18 protein-coding genes and 2 pseudogenes are annotated in these 19,095 nt (G+C 71.9%); 7 read left to right on the forward strand and 13 right to left on the reverse strand.

Going from position 1 to position 19,095, the window contains the following annotated elements; genetic code table 11:
* Positions 1–10 precede the first annotated feature (10 nt).
* The 7 genes from ACGFYY_RS28385 to ACGFYY_RS28415 form a co-directional block, all read right to left on the reverse strand.
* Entirely contained in the window at positions 11–1,336 is a 1,326-nt protein-coding gene (locus ACGFYY_RS28385; RefSeq protein WP_393713617.1) for a phosphatidylserine/phosphatidylglycerophosphate/cardiolipin synthase family protein, read from the reverse strand.
* A 153-nt stretch (positions 1,337–1,489) separates the two neighbouring features.
* Entirely contained in the window at positions 1,490–1,858 is a 369-nt protein-coding gene (locus ACGFYY_RS28390; protein ID WP_393713619.1) for an STAS domain-containing protein, read from the reverse strand.
* 58 nt (positions 1,859–1,916) lie between these two features.
* Complete coding sequence (locus tag ACGFYY_RS28395; RefSeq protein WP_393713621.1) at positions 1,917–2,375, reverse strand: response regulator; 459 nt, start codon at positions 2,373–2,375, stop codon at positions 1,917–1,919.
* On the reverse strand, positions 2,375–3,955 hold the full coding sequence (locus ACGFYY_RS28400) for an ATP-binding protein (RefSeq protein ID WP_393713823.1): 1,581 nt from the start codon (positions 3,953–3,955) through the stop codon (positions 2,375–2,377). The genes ACGFYY_RS28395 and ACGFYY_RS28400 overlap by 1 nt, the downstream gene beginning before the upstream one ends.
* 104 nt (positions 3,956–4,059) lie before the next feature.
* The gene (locus ACGFYY_RS28405; RefSeq protein ID WP_393713623.1) at positions 4,060–5,355 is read right to left on the reverse strand and encodes a SpoIIE family protein phosphatase; all 1,296 of its coding nucleotides are present in this window, start codon (positions 5,353–5,355) and stop codon (positions 4,060–4,062) included.
* Positions 5,356–5,523: 168 nt separating this feature from the next.
* Positions 5,524–6,153, reverse strand: a complete 630-nt coding sequence (locus ACGFYY_RS28410) for a MarR family winged helix-turn-helix transcriptional regulator (protein ID WP_393713625.1) — start codon at positions 6,151–6,153, stop codon at positions 5,524–5,526.
* 45 nt (positions 6,154–6,198) lie between these two features.
* On the reverse strand, positions 6,199–7,380 hold the full coding sequence (locus ACGFYY_RS28415) for a PP2C family protein-serine/threonine phosphatase (protein WP_393713627.1): 1,182 nt from the start codon (positions 7,378–7,380) through the stop codon (positions 6,199–6,201).
* A gap of 101 nt (positions 7,381–7,481) precedes the next feature.
* Here ACGFYY_RS28415 and ACGFYY_RS28420 point away from each other — a divergent pair, with 101 nt between their 5' ends.
* A complete protein-coding gene (locus ACGFYY_RS28420) occupies positions 7,482–7,982 on the forward strand; it encodes a MarR family winged helix-turn-helix transcriptional regulator (RefSeq protein ID WP_393713629.1) in 501 nt (166 codons plus the stop codon).
* A gap of 132 nt (positions 7,983–8,114) precedes the next feature.
* Positions 8,115–10,556, forward strand: coding sequence for a bifunctional serine/threonine-protein kinase/ABC transporter substrate-binding protein (locus ACGFYY_RS28425; protein WP_393713631.1), 2,442 nt, complete (start codon positions 8,115–8,117; stop codon positions 10,554–10,556).
* 30 nt (positions 10,557–10,586) lie between these two features.
* Here the strand turns inward: ACGFYY_RS28425 and ACGFYY_RS28430 are convergent, their stop codons facing one another.
* Positions 10,587–11,012: a peptidase inhibitor family I36 protein gene (locus tag ACGFYY_RS28430; protein WP_393713633.1), complete on the reverse strand. Its 426-nt coding sequence runs from the start codon at positions 11,010–11,012 to the stop codon at positions 10,587–10,589.
* 407 nt (positions 11,013–11,419) lie between these two features.
* Between ACGFYY_RS28430 and ACGFYY_RS28435 the strand changes: the two genes are divergently transcribed.
* Positions 11,420–12,118 (forward strand): hypothetical protein, encoded by a 699-nt coding sequence (locus ACGFYY_RS28435; protein ID WP_393713635.1) that lies wholly within the window; start codon positions 11,420–11,422, stop codon positions 12,116–12,118.
* A 48-nt stretch (positions 12,119–12,166) separates the two neighbouring features.
* The gene (locus tag ACGFYY_RS28440; RefSeq protein ID WP_393713637.1) at positions 12,167–12,637 is read left to right on the forward strand and encodes a VOC family protein; all 471 of its coding nucleotides are present in this window, start codon (positions 12,167–12,169) and stop codon (positions 12,635–12,637) included.
* 152 nt (positions 12,638–12,789) lie between these two features.
* Here ACGFYY_RS28440 and ACGFYY_RS28445 read toward each other — a convergent pair whose 3' ends face one another.
* The 3 genes from ACGFYY_RS28445 to ACGFYY_RS28455 form a co-directional block, all read right to left on the reverse strand.
* Complete coding sequence (locus ACGFYY_RS28445; RefSeq protein ID WP_365274591.1) at positions 12,790–12,987, reverse strand: CsbD family protein; 198 nt, start codon at positions 12,985–12,987, stop codon at positions 12,790–12,792.
* Between the two features lie 261 nt (positions 12,988–13,248).
* Positions 13,249–13,710 (reverse strand): DUF5709 domain-containing protein, encoded by a 462-nt coding sequence (locus ACGFYY_RS28450; protein WP_393713639.1) that lies wholly within the window; start codon positions 13,708–13,710, stop codon positions 13,249–13,251.
* A 169-nt stretch (positions 13,711–13,879) separates the two neighbouring features.
* Positions 13,880–14,194 carry a hypothetical protein gene (locus ACGFYY_RS28455; RefSeq protein ID WP_393713641.1) on the reverse strand — a complete coding sequence of 105 codons (315 nt, stop codon included), beginning with the start codon at positions 14,192–14,194 and terminating at the stop codon, positions 13,880–13,882.
* Positions 14,195–14,381: 187 nt separating this feature from the next.
* Here ACGFYY_RS28455 and ACGFYY_RS28460 point away from each other — a divergent pair, with 187 nt between their 5' ends.
* Both ACGFYY_RS28460 and ACGFYY_RS28465 read left to right on the forward strand, forming a co-directional pair.
* Positions 14,382–14,579, forward strand: coding sequence for a hypothetical protein (locus tag ACGFYY_RS28460; RefSeq protein WP_393713834.1), 198 nt, complete (start codon positions 14,382–14,384; stop codon positions 14,577–14,579).
* A gap of 132 nt (positions 14,580–14,711) precedes the next feature.
* The gene (locus tag ACGFYY_RS28465; protein ID WP_365274602.1) at positions 14,712–15,068 is read left to right on the forward strand and encodes an STAS domain-containing protein; all 357 of its coding nucleotides are present in this window, start codon (positions 14,712–14,714) and stop codon (positions 15,066–15,068) included.
* Positions 15,069–15,274: 206 nt separating this feature from the next.
* Here the strand turns inward: ACGFYY_RS28465 and ACGFYY_RS28470 are convergent.
* Positions 15,275–15,349 (reverse strand): annotated as a pseudogene (locus ACGFYY_RS28470) (CDGSH iron-sulfur domain-containing protein); the annotation flags it as partial.
* Positions 15,341–15,972: pseudogene (locus ACGFYY_RS28475) on the reverse strand (methyltransferase); the annotation flags it as partial. The pseudogenes ACGFYY_RS28475 and ACGFYY_RS28470, both read right to left, overlap by 9 nt.
* Positions 15,973–16,408: 436 nt before the next feature.
* Between ACGFYY_RS28475 and rph the strand changes: the two are divergent.
* Positions 16,409–19,006 (forward strand): rifamycin-inactivating phosphotransferase, encoded by a 2,598-nt coding sequence (rph, locus tag ACGFYY_RS28480; RefSeq protein ID WP_393713824.1) that lies wholly within the window; start codon positions 16,409–16,411, stop codon positions 19,004–19,006.
* The last annotated feature ends 89 nt before the right edge of the window (positions 19,007–19,095 follow it).

Raw genomic sequence — 19,095 nt, forward strand, 5'->3', positions numbered from 1 at the left:
CCCTGGCCCCTCACAGGAAGCGACGCAGCGGGCGCACCGACAGCTCTTGGGCGCGGTGCAGGAGGGAGCGCCGCTTCCAGCGCTGCGTGGCGATCCGCGTGCAGGCTTCCAGGTCCTGGTCGTAGTGCTCGTCCAGGGTCCGTGTGACGTCGGGGTCCATCACCGCGAGCATGACCTCCTCGTCGTGGTCGAGGGAGCGGCGGTTGAAGTTCGACGAGCCGATGAGGGACACCACCCCGTCCATGGTGATGATCTTGGCGTGCATCATCGTCGGCTGGTACTCGTGGATCCGCACGCCGGCGGCGGTGAGCGCCTCGTAGTGGTGCCGGCCCGCGAGTTGGCACACCCGCTTGTCGGTGTGCGGACCGGGCAGCAGGATCTCGACCGTGACTCCCCTGCGGGCCGTGGCGCTGAGCAGGTCGACGAAGAACTCGTCGGGAGCGAAGTAGGCGGTGGCCAGGCGCACGCGCTCCTCGGCCGATTCGAGGATCACCCGCATCAGCGTCTGCATGTCCTGCCAGCCGAAGGCGGCCGAACCCCGCACCACCTGGACGATGGCGGAGCCGGCGGGCTCGTGGGGCACGAAGCGGTCGCGTGCGTCGAAGAGTTCGGGATGGCACTCGGCCCAGTTCTGGGCGAAGGCCGCGGCGATCCCGTCGACGGCGGGCCCGCGGACCTCGGCGTGCGTGTCGCGCCATTCGCGCGGTCCGCGGGCGTCGCCGCACCATTCCTCCGCGATGCCCACACCGCCGGTGAAGGCGGTGTGCTCGTCGACGACGAGGACCTTGCGGTGGCAGCGGTGGTTCTGCTTCAGCGGGGAGAGGAAGACGGGTCTGCGGAACCAGGCGACGTCGACGCCGGCCTCGTCCATCCGGTCCAGCAGGTCCTGTTCGATCAGGCGGCTGCCGAAGCCGTCGAGAAGCAGCCGCACCCGTACGCCGTCCCGTGCGCGCTCGGCCAGGGCCTCGGCGAACCGGCGGGCGATGGCGCCCTTCCAGTAGACGAAGGTCATCATGTCGATGGTGTGGCGGGCGGAGGCGATGGCGTCGAGCATCGCGGTGAAGATCTCGTCGCCGTTGCGCAGCGGGCGTACGGAGTTCCCCTCGGTCGCGGCGATGCCGATGAGCCGTTCCAGTCGGCGGCGGATGCGGTGGATGCGCTCGTCGGCCGGAACGGTGGCGGGGGTGGTGTGGGCGGGCCCGGGCCGGAGGGACAGCGTGGTGCGATCGACTTCGGCCGGGGTGGTGCGTATCGCGGCACCTTCGGTGTCGGTGACTTCGGTGTCCGTGACTTCGGTGTCCGTGACTTCGGTGTCCGTGACTTCGGTGTGCGTCATGGAGGGCTCCTCGGGCCGGGCTTCGCGCGCCGTGGTTGCGGCCCGCTCGGGTGGGACCCGTGGCGGAACCGATGGTTGTCGGATGCCCTTCTGGCCGGGATCGCGGGTCTCAAACACCGTCGGGGGCCCTTCGCCCGCTCGCCGTGGCGTCGATCAGCCGCTGCGGGGTGGGACGATCATGGTCATCGCCTCCGTCACGCCGGGCGCGGTCGCGAACGCCAGGTCGGCCCCGGTGATCTCCAGGATCCGAGCCAGGCGCGGCGGTACGGTTCCCGCCAGGATCACCGGCCGCTCCAGCGTCGGTTGCAGCAGGACGCTGAGGGCCGTCGAGTCGATGAAGGTCACCCCGGCGACGTCCAGGACGAACCGGGCGACACCCGGTGCCCAGGGGTCCATCGCGATCCGCAGCTCGGCCACGGTGTCCATGTCGAACTCACCCGCCATCACAACGATGCGCACGTCCCCTTCGGATCGCGTCTCGACGTGACTGCTCGCTGCGGCTTCGTACGTGTCCCGGCTCATGGCCGTCTCCCCCACATTCCTTGGTGTGCTTGCGGCTCGTCGCCCGTGTGTCCGGTCCTCACCGGGTGCGGGGCAGCTTGACGACGGTGATGAAGAAGTCGTCGATCTGCTGGATCGCCCGGACGAACTGGTCGAGGTCCACCGGCTTCGTCACGTAGGCGTTCGCGTGGAGCTTGTAGCTGCGGAGGATGTCCTCCTCGGCGGCCGAGGTGGTGAGGACGACCACGGGGATGTGACTCAGCTCCGGGTCCGTCTTGATCTGTTCGAGCACCTGTCGGCCGTCGTACTTGGGCAGGTTCAGGTCGAGCAGGATCAGATCGGGGCGGGGCGCGTTCGTGTGGTCACCGCGGCGGTAGAGGAAGTCCAGCGCCTCCAGACCGTCGCGCACCACGTGCAGCACGTTCCCGATCTTGTTGTCCTCGAAGGCCTCGCGGGTCATCAGCTCGTCGCCCGCGTCGTCCTCGACCAGCAGGACTTCGGCGGGGGCGGCCTGGGGCCGGTCGGTGGGGAAGCTCATCAGCGGTTTCCTTCGGTGGGTACGGGGAGCGGCTCGGCGTCGGCGGTGCCCGCGTTGTCCGCGGCGTTCCCGGCGTTCGCAGCGTTCGCGGCGTCGGCGTTGTCCGCGGCGCCGGGCAGGGTGAAGACGATCCGGGTGCCCCCGGTGTGGGCGGTGTCGATCCGGATGTGGCCACCCGCGTGCTCGACGATCTTCTTGCAGAGCGAGAGGCCGATCCCCGTACCGCCGTACGTCTCCCGGGCGTGCAGCCGTTGGAAGATGACGAAGACCTTCTCGGCGAACTCGGCCGGAACTCCGATGCCGTTGTCCGTGACGGCGAAGGTCCGGAAGCCCGGTTCCGTGTCGGGATCGTCGACCTCCGCGACCTCGACGCGCGGAACGCGGTCGGGCGAGCGGAACTTGACGGCGTTGCCGATCAGGTTCTGCCAGAGCATCGTCAGGAGCGTGGGGTCGCCCACCACGTCCGGGAGCCGCTCGGGCCGAACGATCTCGGCGCCGCTCTCCTCCACGGCTGTGGCCAGGTTGCGCACCGCCCGGTCCAGGGCACCGTCCAGCGCGACCGTCTCGCGCGCGTCCTGGACCCGCCCCACCCGGGAGAAGGTCAGCAGGTCGTTGATGAGCACCTGCATGCGCTTGGCGCCGTCCACGGCGAAGTCGATGTACTGGGTACCGCGGGCGTCGAGCTGGTCCCCGTAGCGCTTCTCCAGCAGCTGGCAGAAGGAGGCCACCTTGCGCAGCGGTTCCTGGAGGTCGTGCGAGGCCACGTACGCGAACTGCTCCAGCTCGGCGTTGGAGCGGCGCAGCTCCGCCGCCTGCGCGTCGAGTGCGGCGGCGGTCCGGTCGAGTCGCTCGGCGTTGCGGCGGGACGCGTTCAGCTCGGCGACGGTGCGGTGGCGCATGGCTTCCACCGCGCGCGCCAGGGCCCGCAGGTCGGAGGGGCCCCGTAGGGGGATCTCCTCCTCGAAGGCTCCGTCCGCGACGCGCTGCGAGGTGGTCCGCACCAGGGCCAGCGGCCTCAGCACCCCCACGTGGAGCAGGACCGCGAGACAGCCTCCGGCCAGCAGGAAGGCGAAGATGATCGCCAGGAGGATGCGGTCGCGCTGCGTGCGGGCTTCCCCGAAGGTGGTGCGCGCTTCGGACTGTATGCGGTCCAGGCGTGCCTGCTGGGCGGTGATCCGGCGCCGGACCTCGTCGAAGCGGTCCTTGCCGGTCTGGAGCGAGGGTGGAGGGGTGCCGCTGTCCACGGACGTGATGGCGGGGATCGCGAACTCGTCGCGCCAGACCCGCGCGGCCTCCTCCACGGCCGCCAGGTCCCCGCGTACCCCGGCCTCGCCGTCGAGGACCGTGGCCAGGCGCGCGGCGGCCGTGCGCTCGTTGACCAGGCCGCGTTCGTACGGCTCCAGCAGCGCGCGTTCGTCGGCCAGCAGGTAGCCGCGGACGCCCGTCTCCTGGTCCAGCAGGGCCGTCTCCAGGCGGAGCGCGTCCCGCTGGGCGGGCAGGATCCCGTCGACGAGGCGGTTGCCGGCCGTGGTCGTGTGCGAGAGGAGGGTGGCTCCTAGGGCGCCCGTGCCGACGACCATGAGGGCCAGCACCGCCAGCACGGTGGTCAGCCAGCCTTGCAGGCTGGGCACGCGGCGGTCCGGGGCCCGCACTCGGGACTTCGCTGTCGGCTGTGCGGGGGAGGTCACGTGGGGGTGTTCCATTCGAGGTGGAGTACGGCGACGTCGTCGGCCAGGCCGCCCCAGTCCGCGGCGAGGCCCTGCGCCGCCTGGATGAGGGAGTCGACGAAGGGTTCGGCGGGCAGGCCGGTGTGGCGACGGGCGATCTCCAGGAGACCGGCTTCGTCGAGGCGGTCGGAGCCGGGTCCGACGCGCCCTTCGATCAGGCCGTCGGTGAACAACATCACGGCGACGCCGGCTTCCACCGGGACCTCGGTGACGGGCCAGCCCACGCCCCAACCGGGCATGATCCCCAGCGCGGGCCCGCCGGGCACCGTACGCAGCTCCACCCCGGTCGGGGAGCGGAGCAGGAAGCCGGGATGGCCGGCGCGCCGCACGGAGACGGCGCGGCTGCCGGGAGCGCGGGTGAGGGAGACCAGGGTGGCGAAGATCTCCGGGCCGGATCGCTCCGCCAGCAGGATCTGCTCCAGCAGCCCGAGCAGTTCGGCGTCGCGCGCCCCGGCCATCACGAAGGCCCGCCAGGCCACGCGTAGGCAGACGCCGAGCGCCGCCTCGCTCGGCCCGTGTCCGGATACGTCGCCCACGACGGCGTGCGTGGCCCCGTCGGCGGTCTGGACGACGTCGTAGAAGTCCCCGCCCAGCAGGGTCTGGGCGCGTCCAGGGTGGTAGCGGGCGCAGACGGTGACGGCGTCGGCCGGATCGTCGAGCAGCAGCGGCGTCGGCAGCAGACCGCGTTCGAGGCGCGCGTTCTCCTCGGCCCGGAGTCTGCCGGCCTCCAGGGCGACCGCCGCCAGTTCGGTCCGCTTTCGCTGGATCGCGTACCGGATGGCCCGCATGAAGACGTCGGGCTCCAGACGCCCCTTGACCAGGTAGTCCTGCGCCCCGGCCGCGACGGCCCCCAGGCCCGCCTGTTCCTCCGACAGCCCGGTCAGCACGACCACGGCGGCCTCGGCGGAAGCGGCCAGGACCCTCTTCAGCCCGTCCAGGCCTTGGGCGTCCGGCAGGTGCAGGTCGAGGAGGACACACTCGGGCGCTTCGGCCGCGAGCAGGTCCAGGGCGTCGGCGAGGGAGGCGGCGCGGCCGAGGCGGACGTCGATCCCGCTGTCGTCCACGAGCTCCTCGACGAGCACGGCGTCGCCCTCGTCGTCCTCGATGAGCAGGACGTACGGCGGAACGCCGTTCCACAGGGCCAGGGAGTCGTCCGGTTCCCCGGAGGTGGCCGGCCGGGGTGGGTTCGCCGCCTGCCGAGATGGCGTGCGGGGCGCCGGAGGTCGTGCCCCTAGCCCGAGAGTGCTCGCCATGGCGTCGCGTCTGTCCCTTCTTCACCGCTGGAGGCGGACGCCCGACGGACGCCTGGTTGCGCTGGGCAAGCGTAGAGTGATCATTTGCCGTAAGGCAATGTTTAACGAACTCAATGATTGTGCCGTACCGGCGTACGGGATCCGGACCCGCCCCTGGAACGGCTCACCTCAGGCGGTGTCCACGATCCGCGCGGGCGTCCGCGCCGGGCCGACGCCTTCGGGCGAACCGGCACCCCCGGGGGAACCGGCACCTCTGGGCGGACCGCCGCCCTGAGGCGCGCCGGCGTCCTCGCCCGGGCCGTCGGCCGTGTCCGGGCCGTCGGCCGTGTCCGCAGGGGGACCGGCCGACAACACTCCGTCGGCGGCCTCGCGGAATGACGCCAGACCCGTCACCAGCGCGTCCACGGCTTCCGGTGCCATCCGGGCGAGGACCGCCGAGAACGCCCGGGCGCTGGTCTCCCGCCGTTCCGCCAACAACGTCCGCCCCCGTGGGGTGAGGCGCAGTTCCACCTCGCGCCGACTGCTCGGGTGCGGCGAGCGGGTCAGCAGTCCCAGGGCCTCCATCCGGTCGCAGAGCCGGGTGACCGACGGCGGGCGGGAGCCGAGCACGGTGCCCAGGGCCCGCAGGTTGATGCCCTCGGCCCCCTCGACGGCGATCAGCGCCCGCATCTGCGACGGGGAGACGGCCGGAACCGCGCCGTCCTGGCCGTGGGCGTGCAGCACCGCGAGGAGTTCCGCCGCGGCTCCGACGGCCGCGGCCGGGTCCTCGTGCGCACCGGGCCGGCCGGGACTGGGCATACCACCACTGTGCCACCGTCCCCTCCGGCCGGCTCCAGGACACCCCTACGCCGGGCCCGGCTCCGTTCCGGGTCGGCCGTGCCAGTCGAGACAGACGACCATGGCGTCGTCCGCGGCTTCGATTCCGCCCCGGTGGCCGGCCAGCTCCTCCAGGAACGCCCGGGGCACCTGGGAGGGCGGCAGCAGTCGGGTGTTCATGACGGCCCGGGCCAGCGCGTGCAGGCTGTAGGGGTCGCCGGCCGGGGACAGGACGTCGTAGACGCCGTCGCTCAGGAAGAACAGCCGGTCCCCCGGCAGGACGCGGAAGCGCTGGACGGTGTAGACGGTGTCCTCGAACATGCCGAGCGGCAGCTGGGCTTCGAGTGCGACCTGCTCCACCGCTCCCCCGCGCAGACGCCACAGGCGGGGGGAACCGGCGTCGATGACCTCGACCTCGCCGGTGTCCAGGTCGAAGCGCAGCAGCAGCATCGCCAGGTGCAGCCGGCCCTGGTACTGGCCGTACAGGGCCTGGTCCGCCAGGGAGGCCTGATCGGCGAGGTCGAGGCCGGCCCGCCGGGCGTTGCGCAGGGCGCTGACGGCGAGGCTGGTCAGCAGGGCCGCGTCGATGCCCTCGCCCATGCCGTTGTTGACGGTGAGCGTCAGGTGGTCGGCGGAGGCGGACCAGTCGAAGCTGTCGCCGAAGATGGCGTACGCGGGCTCCAGCTGGGCGCCGAGGTCGTACTCGGGCCGGGAGCAGGAGCGTCCCGGCAGCAACTGCCACTGCATCTCGGCCGCCAGGGTGAGCCGTCTCGCACGCCGGGCCATGAGGAAGACGTCGGTGTCGCGGTCGGCCACGAGGATCTCGTGGCCCAAGGCGTCCGCCACGTCCCGCAACGGGCCGAGGAGCCCGGGGCCGTACGCGCCCGCCGCATAGCTGACGCTCAGGATTCCCAGGCGGTCACCGCGCACGCTCACCGGGAGGTGGACGGTGACTCCGTCCCCCTGGGCCACCACGTACGGCTCCTGCGAACCGAAGGCCCGGCCCTCGGGACCGTTGTACGCCGACACGGACTCCACGGTGAAGGGCCGCGCCGTGACGGGCTGGAGCCGGGCCGAGGCGTAGTCCGCCATCAGCAGCTCGGCGCTCCGTGCCCCGTGCTCGCGGGACAGGACCTCGCGGACGGTCTCGAACAGTCCGTGCGGGGCCGCGTCCCGCAGCGCGCGCTCCACCGCGTTGCCTTCACTCACCGGTCCGGTACCTGCCTCTTTCGTCGACTGCCAAAATGGGGGCCCAGAAGCCGCCGGTTCGCCGGGGAAGGGCAGCCCGTGGGCCCGGTAGGGAGTGTCACATGAGCGAGCGGGACATCGGCTCCAGGCGGCCCGTACGGTCGGCGGTGGCGGAAATGAGTGAGCTGATAGAGCTGTTGGAAGTGGTCTGGGAGCGGGGCCGAGACACGGTCAGCGCCCCTCCCGTCTCCTCCGCCCAGGCCCGGGTGCTGTTCCTGGTCGACGGGAACGGGGGGATGAACCTGCGGGAACTCGGCAGGCTGCTGGAGGCCGCCCCGCCGTCGGTCACCCGACTGTGCGACCGTCTGCAGGCTGTCGGCTTCCTCGAACGGCACCCCGGGTCCGACGACCGACGCGAGGTGCTGCTCCAGCTGACGCCCGCCGGGCGGATGTACCTCGAACGGCTGCGCGCGCGGAGGCAGGAGGCTCTGGCCACGGCGATGGCCGCGATGCAGCCGGCCTCCCGTGCCGCGCTGGCGGCGGGGCTGGCCGACTTCTGCTCGGCCGTCGCCGCCCCGCTCAGGCTCCCGGCCCAGCAGCCCGCCGCTCCCCGGACCGCCTGACGCCGGGCGGAACCGACGGCGCGCGGCGAGTACTGCGGGGCACCGCGGGGCACCGCGCGCTCCCGTCACCACAAGCGTGATCAAGCCATGATTCCGTCACCCGACCGGCTCATCAGGACCTAGAGTGTGCGCGTGACCGAGCAGAATCCCGAACTCATCGCCGGCCGCTACCAGCTGGTCGAACGCATCGGCCAAGGCGGCATGGGCCGGGTCTGGCGCGGCCTTGACCAGCAACTCTTCGGGCGCGAGGTCGCAGTCAAGGAAATCCTCTTCCCGCCGGGCACCGAAGACGGCGACCGCGCCGCGCTGCTCCGGCGGTTCACCGGCGAGGCCCGCGCGGCGGTCACTCTCAGCCACCCGGGAATCATCACCATCCATGATGTCGTGGAGCACCACGGAGCCCCCGTCATCGTCATGGAGTTGGTCCGCGGGGAGTCGCTGGCCGCCGCCATCCGCAACCGGGGCCGACTGCCGGTGCAGCGGGTGGCCGAGATCGGCGCGGCCATGCTCGACGCGCTGGCCGAGGCACACGCGGCGCGGATCATCCATCGTGACATCAAGCCGGACAACGTGCTCCTGACGAAGGACCGCGTCGTCATCACCGACTTCGGCATCGCGCACCTCCAGGACGCCACGACCAAGCTGAGCCACAGCGGGATCGTCATCGGCACGCCGCAGTACATGCCGCCGGAGCAGCTCGAAGGCAAGCGGCCGACGCCCGCCAACGACCTGTGGGCGCTCGGCGCCACCCTCTACCACGCCGTCGAGGGACACCCACCGTTCGATGTGGAGGGCCTCCACGCCCTCGCCGTGGCCGTCTTCACCCGCCCGCACCTGCCGCCGGTCCACGCGGGACCGCTGGCGCCGGTGCTGGACGCGCTGCTCACGAAGGATCCGGCGCAGCGCCTGGGCGCGGCGGAAGCGGCCCGGATGCTGGCTTCGGTGCTGCGCGCCTCGACGCCCCCGGCAGACGCACCCACCGGGCACGGATCCGGACACGAAGCCACGCCGACTCCCACGCCGGATCCGCGGACGACCCCGGTACCGGCCCCGACTCCGACAGCGGACGCACCGGCGGAGCAGGCGCCCGAGCAAGCACCCCCGGCGACGCCGACTCCCCCCATCCCCACGGTCATGGACTCGACCCCGGACTCCGCCGCCGTGACCCTGCGGCGGCCCGTGCCGGACCGGCCGACGGACCCGCCGGTACCCGTCCCCGTACCCGTGCCCGTCCCCCCGACCGATGAGCCCGGCACTCTCCGAGCGCCTGCCACGACGGAGCACGGCGAGCCGAAGTCCACCCGGCCGCGCACCCTTCCCCGGCGAGCCGTGGTCCTGAGCGCGGCACTGGCCGTACTGGTCACGGGCTCCGTGCTGACCTGGAGCCTCACCGGCGACCATGACGCGCCCCGCGGTGGCGGGACGGCCGGCAACGGCGCGGCGGGGTCCTCCCTCACGGTGGTGATCGGCGTGGACGCACCCCTCAGCGGCGGGTTGTCCTCGATGGGCGTCGGTGTCAAGAACTCCGCCGACCTGGCGGCGAGGACCGCCAACGAAACCCGACACGTCCCCGGCGTGCGCTTCGAGATCAAGGCCCTGGACGACGAAGCCGATCCCGCCAAGGGCGAGGCCAACGCCGCCCGGTTCGTGTCCGACGAGAAGGTGCTGGGGGTCGTCGGCCCGCTCAACTCCGGTGTCGCCAAGACCTTGGTGGCCCCCCTCGCGCGGGCGAACATGGCCGTCGTGTCCCCGAGCAACACCGACCCCGTCCTGACGTTGGGCCCGAACTGGACCGCGGGTAACGGGTCCCGCCCCTACTCCACCTACTTCCGCACCGTCGCCACGGACGTCGTGCAGGGGCCGTTCGCCGCCCGGTACCTCCACGGCAGCGCGAAGAAGACCAAGGTCTACGTGGTGGACGACGCGAGCGCCCACGGCACCGCCCTCACCTCCGGCTTCACGCCCGAGTTCGCGAAACTCGGCGGGACCGTCGTCGGTACCGAGCAGGTCGATCCCGCGGAACGCGCCTTCGCGGGCCTCGCCACGAGGGTGCGGTCCTCGGGAGCCGAAGCCGTCTACTTCGGCGGCTACTACGACACCGCGGCCACCCTCTCCCAGCAGCTGAAGCAGGCCGGGGTCGACGTCCCCCTGATGGGCGGCGACGGCATCTTCGACCAGCAGTACCTGACGACGAACCCGAAGGCACAGGGCGACCTCGCGACCAACATCGGCGTCGCCGCCGAGGAGTCGACGGCCGGCCAGGACTTCCTCACCCGGTACCAGAAGGCGGGCTACCCGGACGCCGCCGGCTGGTACGGCCCCTACGCCTACGACGCGACCTGGACCCTGATCGAGGCCGTGAAGGCCGTCGTGACGGCCAACGGCGGCACCCTTCCCGCCGCCTCCGACATCCGGGCGAAGCTCCCGCAGGCCATCTCACGACTCGCCTTCGACGGTGTCACGGGCCGCGTCGCGTTCGACGCGAACGGCGACACGGTCAACCGCCGGCTCACGGTGTACACGGTGAAGGACGGCAGGTGGACCATGGTGACGAGCGGCCCTGCCACCCCCTGACGCGACACGCCACCGTGTCCGGGGCGGCCGTCAGGAAAGCCGGCACGCGTGGAACCGGCCGGAATGGATGTTCCCGAACGACGCGGGGAGCCGGGCGATGCCCTGGCCTGGGAGGACGGTTCGGCTCTGCCCCCGGTACTCGGTGCTGTTGTACACGGTGACGCACCGGCCCCATACCTGGCCGTTCCGGCGCCACTTCAGGGCACCGTTCCGGACCGACTCACCGCCGTTGAATCCGACGTACGCGGTCGTTTCCGGGTAGCGCGGCATGTCCTGTGCGGCGAAACTCGCCACGCCCGTGTAGTCGGGGCCCGTCCAGCCGCACACCCAGCCCGACGGGCAGATCTCGGCGGGGACGGCGAGGGCCGCTCGCGCCGGCGTGGCGGCAGGAGGGAGCGCGAGGTCGACACAAGCCGCACTGCCCACGACCGCGGCGGCCAACGCGTGAAGGGTCACGGGGCTCACCAGCTCTCTCGGGAGGCCGCAGGCCACACCACGGCCTGCGGGGGCTGTTCCATCGCACCCCCGTTCCGCCTTGATCGCACCATCGGAGGCCCTGCCCTACGCGGGCCGTAGGCGACGGTGACCGACGGTAGACACCTGACGAAGCCCTACTGGCGGCTACCCGGCGCCGGGAACGACAGCCTCTACCCCTGCGACCGCACCTCGCCGAGCTGTTGCTCGACGCCGGGCACGGTGACGCGGCGATCGTCGAGGCGCCGGCGGTTTCGACCGGACGGTCGCCGAACAGGAGGTCGGGGACCTGATGCCGCCCCGGTTCGTCGCCGGACCCGACGCGAGGGAGGCTCCGCGGGCCGCCGACGGCGGTGGTGCCGCGCCGGCCCGAGGCGTTGGAAGCGGCGGTGACCTCGGTGCGGCTGGGCCCCGACTCGGTCGGTGCGCACTACGCGCTGTGGGAGGCCGGGGCGATGAACGGCCGCTCGGACGTGACGCGGCAGGCGGTGCGCGAAACCCTGCGCATCGATCCGCAGCACGCCTGGGCGCTCGGACCGCGAGCCGAACACGCCGGGGTGGATGCCGCCGGGCCACCGCTGACCGGTGCCGGCGCCGAGCTGCCGGCCTCGGCCGACGCGCACGCCACCGCGCTCGCCGCCGACCCTCAGGCCCACAGGCTGCGCAAAGGCCTGGACGGGGCACTGTTCCGAATACTGCGCGGCACGCGATGGCTCGCACTGCTTTGTCTGGTGATCGCGGTCCTCGCCGCACGGATCTTCCCGACCGACGACGATCCCGTGGAACTGCCGGGGCCGTTCGGCACCCGGCTCTACGCACTCGCGGTGATGGCCGCGGTCCGGGGCTTCGGTGCCTGGCGCCGCTATCGACGGATGCGTACCGGCCTCCGACCGAGCCTGCGGTCGCTGGTCCGGAGGCTCGGCCGGGCGGAACTGATCGTCGGGCAGGCGGTGTGGTGCACGCCGATCGCCGTGGTCATCGTGACCGCGCCGTGGTCCGAACGGATCGTCCCGCAGGTGCTGTTCTGGGTGGCTCTGGTGCCGACCCTGCTCACGGTCTGGTTCGATCGGGCGTCGATCCGCGCCTGACCGATCGAAGGCGGCACCCGATCGGCCCGGCTCGCTAGCATGCGACGCATGGCCATCAGACTTGAGAACGTCGGCATCGCCGTTCGCGACCTCGACGCAGCGGTCTCTTTCTTCACCGACCTCGGCCTCACGGTCATCGGCCGTGACACGGTCAGTGGCGAGTGGACCGACACCGCCGTCGGCCTCGACGGCAATCACGCCAACATCGCGATGCTCCAGACGCCGGACGGCAACGGTCGCCTCGAACTCTTCGAGTACATCCACCCCGAAGCGATCGAGACGCGGCCGACCCTCCCCCACGAGATCGGTATGCATCGCGTCGCCTTCTCGGTCGACGACATCGACAAGGCCCTGGAGACGGCCGCACAGCACGGATGCCATCCGCTGCGCGGTGTGGCGACCTATGAGGACGTCTACAAGCTGACGTACCTCCGCGGTCCCAGCGGCATCCTTGTGATGCTCGCCCAGGAGCTGAAGAAGGACGCCCCCGAGCGCCGCACTTCTGCCGGCGACGACTGAACGATTGCGCCGGGCGGATCGGCGCCGGCCGGCCCGGTGGTCGGTCGACCTCCGCCGCGCCGGCCCCGAACAGGGGCGGCCCCACGACGCCGAGGCACCGGGGGCCGTTCCTGCTTCACCGGTGAGCCACCAGGTGGCCCACCGGAGCGGCGTCAGGTCCTGTCGCGCTTGTCGCGCAGGGAGTCCTGGATTCCGCGTGCGCGCTCCTCGGCATCGCTGAGGGCTTCCTTCGTCTTGCCCTTGGCCTGGTCCATCTTGCCCTCGGTCTTCATCCGGTCATTGCCGGTGACCTTGCCGACGGCCTCCTTGGCCTTGCCCTTGGCCTGATCCATCTTGCCCTTGTCTGCCATGGTGAACTCCTTGGTGTAGGAAATCCCGACGGCCCCAAACTAGGCTGAAACAGACAAACGTGCGCGGCGAGCCGGCGGTTGCCCCATGTCGTCGAGCCTCGAACTCTGGGCCGTACGCGTGAACGTCGGTGGGCCACCGTCACAGCGGTGCCCGGGCTACGGATCGGGCCGTTCGGCGCGGTCCGCAACAACCTCGGTTCCCTCAGGCGTCTGCCCCGTCGACCGTCTCCCATGCACCGGAGTCGGTTCACCTCGCTACCGCTAGAACTGCCTCTCCTCGGGGTCCTCGATGAGATGCATGGCGGCTTCCTCGGCCGAGGCCGCCCCCGCGTCGATGCCCACGTCACGCGCGAGGACGGAGTTCTGGTGAGGTGAGGCGGTGGCCGCGGCCAACCGGCCGGCGCGCGGGCCGCCCGCCTGCGCGTCCATGGGCTCGCCCTCGCCGTCCACGAGGTCCCCGATGCCGTCACCCGCCGTGGGTTCCCGATCGGGCTCTTCCCTGGCGAGCCGCTCGTCGAGGCTCTCCCCCCGCCGTTGCGCTTCGGCCGTGGTGTCGTCCCGTTGCCTCGTATAGGGCCGCTCGGGCGGCGAGTATCCCTGGTCGAGCAGGGCGTCCATGCCGAGCTCATCGAGGCTGTCGTCCATGTCGGGCTGCAGTTCGGAGGGCTCGTCCTCCGGCTGAGGCTGGTAGACGTCGTCGCCGCGGGCACCGGTCTCGCTCATGATCCGTCCTCCTTCTCGTCCCTCTCGTCGCGGTAGCCGTGGGGAAGCACCGCCTGCTTTCCTCCCCTCTCCTACCCCTCCCCAAAGTACGACGATCACCCGGATCTGCGGGACTGCGCCCCCGAGCACCGAGCACCCCCGTCGCCCCGCCGCGGCTCGGTCCGCCGGCTCAGTCGGATTCGCTCGCGAGCCGCAGGGCGAGGTCCTGCAGGATCTCCTGTGCCGACGTCTCCGACCCTGTTTCGTCGAACGCGTCCGCTACCGCCTCGAAGGCCGACACGAAGCCGCTGATCAGGGCGCTGAGCGGGCCGGACAGCTGATCCAGCACGGCGGACCCGACCTCCGCCGCGCCGGCTTCCGCGGGCACGAGGAACTCCGCCGGCGTCACCTCGCCGAGCAGCGAGGAGACGTAGTCCGCGCCGATCCCGCTCCGCACACCCGTGAGTGCCGCGATGGCCTTCAGCTTGATCTCGTTGTCGGTCATCCGGCGAGCGTACGGCGGAGCTCACCGCGGGAGACCCCGGCGGACCGCGCACCCGAGGACCGACCCGAGCCGAGCCGGGCCACGCCGGGCCGGTCACGGGGGCGCTGCGCGCGTGTCTCGACCGTCCACGGCCGGGTAGGCGTGCGGGAGGGGGGCGAAGGCGAACGGGCACGGAGGAGGTACGCAGATGAGCGCCACGGACGGGAACGGCGACAGGCCGCAGGCACGGCGCCCTCGGATGCAGCACGAAGGCGGCACCGCGGACGAACACGGGCGACGGCCCGGAGTCCCGAGCCGTACGGGCACCGGGGCGCAGCCGGCGGCGGACGCCGAGCGGGTGGCCAGGGCCGAGCGGCGCGACGAGGAGGCCGAGCGGCCCCGGTAGTCGACGGCGTTCCGCGGTCCGACCGGGCGGGTGTCTTTGCACCCGGTCGACCGTTCGGGCGCATGCAACCGCACGGGCAGGGCACGTGGCCGGTACACAAACAGTTGCGGCTTGCGTAGCGAAGGAGTGTCCGTGCTGCCCATCAAGGTGACCGACAACGGGGTGCTGATCGTCCGACTGCAAGCCGACCTCGACATAGGTCGGAGGGCCGCGACGACGTCGACGATCGACGGCCTCCTGACCGCCCACCGGTCCACGCCCGTCGTGCTCGAACTGTCCGACGCCGTGCTGAGTCCCGCGGCCGTCAGCATCGTCGTCAGGGCGGACCGCATGTGCCGCGAGGCGGGGACGGCGGCCGCGGTGGTCACTTCCAGCGCGGAAGCACGTCGGGCCCTCGGAACGGATGCCGGAAGCCAGGCGCCCGACGTCCACGCCACCGTCCCGCTGGCCGTCGCCGCCCTCACCGCCGCGGTGGGCTCGGTCGCGTAGCAGGCGGCTCCGGGGTCCGCGGCGGCGACCGCGTACGCACGCGGGCCGGTGGGGCCCTCACGCGTCCCCGTCGTCGGACGGAGCGGGGGACGGGGCCGGCGAGGACGGTGAGCCGGCTCGCTCGCGTCGGCGGTGGCTCGTGTCGCACCAAGGTACGTACGGCTGCGGCGGCAGGTGCACACGGCCACCCTGAAACGGTCCGAGCGGGCGACCGTGCCGTCGGCCAGGACGATCTCGACCGGGCCCTCGACCAGCACCGGACCCTGTGGGTCCACGCACACGCGGCGGGCCCGCTCCTCGGCCTCGGCCGCCAGGCCCTGCCGCTCCAGCCGGCTCCGCCTCGAACGCACTACGGGCCCCCACGGCACGGACGCCCTCGCCGTCACCTCCGCCGCCAGGCCCTCCGCGGCCGGCCGGCGGACGCTCTCCCCGGCCCCGCACATGCCGGAGTGCACCATGAGCAGGACTCCCCCGGGCCGCAGCAGGAGGGGGCTCCCCCGCAGATCCGGTCGATGACGGTGCGCCCGTCGAGGCCGGCGTCCCACGCCCGCCGTGGCCCTCACGACGGCGGTCGAGCGCTCGGGGCGGGGACGTACGGCGGATTCGATACGACCAGGTCGTAGCGGTGATCGGCGGTACGCCCCGCGAAGTCGCCGTGCACGACGCCCAGTGGGATCCGACGGCGCAGCGCGTTCAGGCGGGCGGTGACCACGGCGAGCCAGGAGACGTCGACCGCCGTGACACGCGCGCCGGTGTCCGCGGCCTGCGGGGCCAGGCCACCCGTGCCCGTGCCGATCTCCAGCCCGTCGGAGCCTGGGCCGATGTCCTCCTGGGCGAGTGCTCGCGCCAGTAGTTCCGTATCCGCCTGCGGCCGGTCCCGTGGCCCGTACCCATCCACGATCACGGCGCCGGGCGCATCGCCCCGCCGCCGGTCGTACGCGGGGGTGCCAGGCTGCGGGCAGGCAGCGGGCAACAGCTCGCTCCCGCGCCCGGCCCGGGGCCAACAGCGGGTGCGCGTCGGCGCGGTGAGCGCTTCCTGCCGCGGCTGAACATCAGAGCTGCCTGCGGCACGGGGGAATACCTCCCGCCACTCTCAACCTATAGCGCACCAGGGGGCTTGCCACAAGACCCGGGGCACGGCGGAGAATCCTCGACCGAGGCCACAACCTGCGGAAATGGGGCTACGACGTGCGTGTGTTGCTGTCGACGCGTGAGGTACGCGGCGATGTGGAACCAAGGATGGATACGTGCTCGACAAGAGGCTCGGCGGAGCGGGAGGGGCCGGTGTGGCGATCGGCCGGTACAGGACGACGGAACGCGGGCGCCTCGGAGGTATCGCAGTGATCGAGCAGTACGTACGGGACCTGAGCCAGGTCGACCAGGCGCAGGTCGCGGTCGTCGGCGGCAAGGGCGCGCACCTCGGCGGACTGTCGCGGATCGAAGGCGTGCGCGTACCGGACGGCTTCTGCGTGACCACGGACGCGTTCCGTCGGATCCTGGCGCAGGCACCGTCGATCGACGATCAGCTCGACGCGTTGTCGCGTGTGGACCCCGACGACCTCCACGCGGTCCGAACGCTCAGCGCGCGGATCCGCCGGACCATCGAGGAGGTCGCCATCCCGGACGATCTCGCCGCGGCGATCACCGACGCGCTCGCCCGGTTCGGTGAGCGGGCCGCCTACGCCGTCCGGTCCAGCGCGACGGCGGAGGACCTGCCGACGGCATCCTTCGCCGGCCAGCAGGACACGTACCTGAACGTCGTGGGAGCGGAGGCGATCCTCCGGCACATCAGCCGGTGTTGGGCCTCGCTGTTCACCGACCGGGCCGTGACCTACCGTCGACGTGGCGGCATCGACCACCGTACGGTCCTCATGGCCGTGGTCGTGCAGCGGATGGTCCTCCCGCACGCGTCCGGCATCCTGTTCACGGCCGACCCCGTCACGGGCGACCGGAAGGTCGCCACCGTGGACGCGGGCTTCGGCCTCGGCGAGGCCCTGGTCTCCGGCCTGGTGAACCCTGACGTCTTCAGGGTGCGCGACGGCGAGGTCGTCGCCAAGGCGATCGCCGCCAAGGAGCGTGCCGTCGAAGCCCTACCGGGCGGCGGTACGCGGGAAGTGACGGTCGACGCCCATCGACAGGAGCAGCCGGCGCTGACGGACGCTCAGGCCGTGAGACTCGAACAGCTCGGGCGGCGGATCGAAGCGCACTTCGGCCGCCCGCAGGACATCGAATGGTGCCTGGTCGACGACGGCTTCCGAATCGTTCAGAGCCGGCCGATCACGACACTGTTCCCCGTCCCGGAGGCCGACGACGAGGAGAACCACGTCTACGTCTCCGTCGGCCACGGGCAGATGATGACCGACCCCATGAAGCCCCTGGGATACTCCATGTGGCAGCTGACGGCCATGGTGCCGATGCACGAGGCGGGCGGAAGGCTGTTCGTCGACGTCACGCGGCGCCTGGCCTCGCCGGCGAGCCGCGCCGGTCTCCTCGACGCCCTGGGGAAGGGCGATCCGTTGGTCAGGGATGCGCTGGAGACCGTGCTCGAGCGGGACGGCTTCGTGCCTTCGCTCCCGGACGCGGATCCGGGCGGGCCGCGGGCCGGCGGCGCGCCCACCCCGCTGCCCAACGATCCGGCCGTCGTCACCGAACTGATCGAGCGCAGCCGGTTGTCCACCGCCGCACTGGAGCGCGACATCCGGACGAAGACCGGACCGGAGCTGTTCGACTTCCTGTGGGAGGCCTTCGAGGAGCACAAGCGCGTGCTCAGTGATCCGTTGAGCATTCGGGCGATCATGGCGGGGATGGAGGCCACGTGGTGGCTCAACGACAAGTTGCAGGAGTGGCTGGGCGAGAAGAACGCCGCTGACACGCTGACGCTCTCCGCTCCCGACAACGTCACGTCGGAGATGGGGCTGGCGCTGCTCGACGTCGCGGACGTCATCCGCCCGCTGCCGGAGGTGGTGGCGTTCCTGCGCGAAGTCGAGGACGACGACTTCCTGGACGGGTTGGCGAAGCTCGCCGGCGGTGCCGAGGCGCGCGACGCCGTCGAGGCCTACCTCGACCGGTACGGCATGCGCTGCGTCGGGGAGATCGACATCACGAGGCCGCGATGGCGCGAACGCCCCGCCACGCTGATTCCCGTACTCCTGGACAACGTCAGGAACTTCGGGCCGGGAGCCGCCGAGCAGCGCTTCGAGCAGGGGCGGTCGAAGGCGCAGCGGAAGGAACAGGACGTGCTGGCGCGCTTGCGGGCCCTGCCGGACGGGGACCGGAAGGCGGACGAGACCCAGCGGATGGTCGAGCGGGTCAGAACCTTCATCGGGTACCGGGAGTACCCGAAGTACAACATCATCAGTCGCTACTTCGTCTACAAGCAGGCCTTGTTGCGGGAGGCCGAACGGCTCGTACGAGCGGGTGTGCTGGCCGAGCGGGACGACGCCTTCTACCTGACGTTCCAGGAACTGCACGACGTCGTGCGCGCGAACCGGGTGGACGACCGACTGATCCGGCGACGCGCGGAGGCGTTCCGCTCGTACCACGAGCTCACACCGCCCCGGGTGATCACCTCGGACGGTGAGGCCCTCAACGGGGCGTACCGGCGGGAGGACGCGCCGGTCGGGGCCCTGATCGGCCTGCCGGTCTCCGCCGGGACCGTGGAGGGGAGGGCGCGCGTCGTGCTCGACATCGCGGAGGCCGATCTCGAAGCGGGAGACATCCTGGTCACGACCTTCACGGACCCCAGCTGGTCACCGGTGTTCGTCGGAATCGCCGGCCTGGTGACGGAGGTGGGCGGCCTGATGACCCATGGCGCGGTGATCGCCCGGGAGTACGGCCTGCCGGCTGTCGTGGGCGTGGAGCGGGCCGCCTCGCTCATCCGCGACGGGCAGCGGATCCGCGTGCACGGAACCGACGGGTACGTCGAGATCCTGCGTTGAGCCGGTAGGTCGCGTCGCCACCGGGTGCCCGCGCGCGGTGTGAGCGCGATCGGCGGGCGTCGGTCGGGCTGTTGGGAAAGGGCGGCGCG

Source organism: Streptomyces sp. NPDC048331 (assembly GCF_043201215.1).
Classification (GTDB): Bacteria; Actinomycetota; Actinomycetes; order Streptomycetales; family Streptomycetaceae; genus Streptomyces.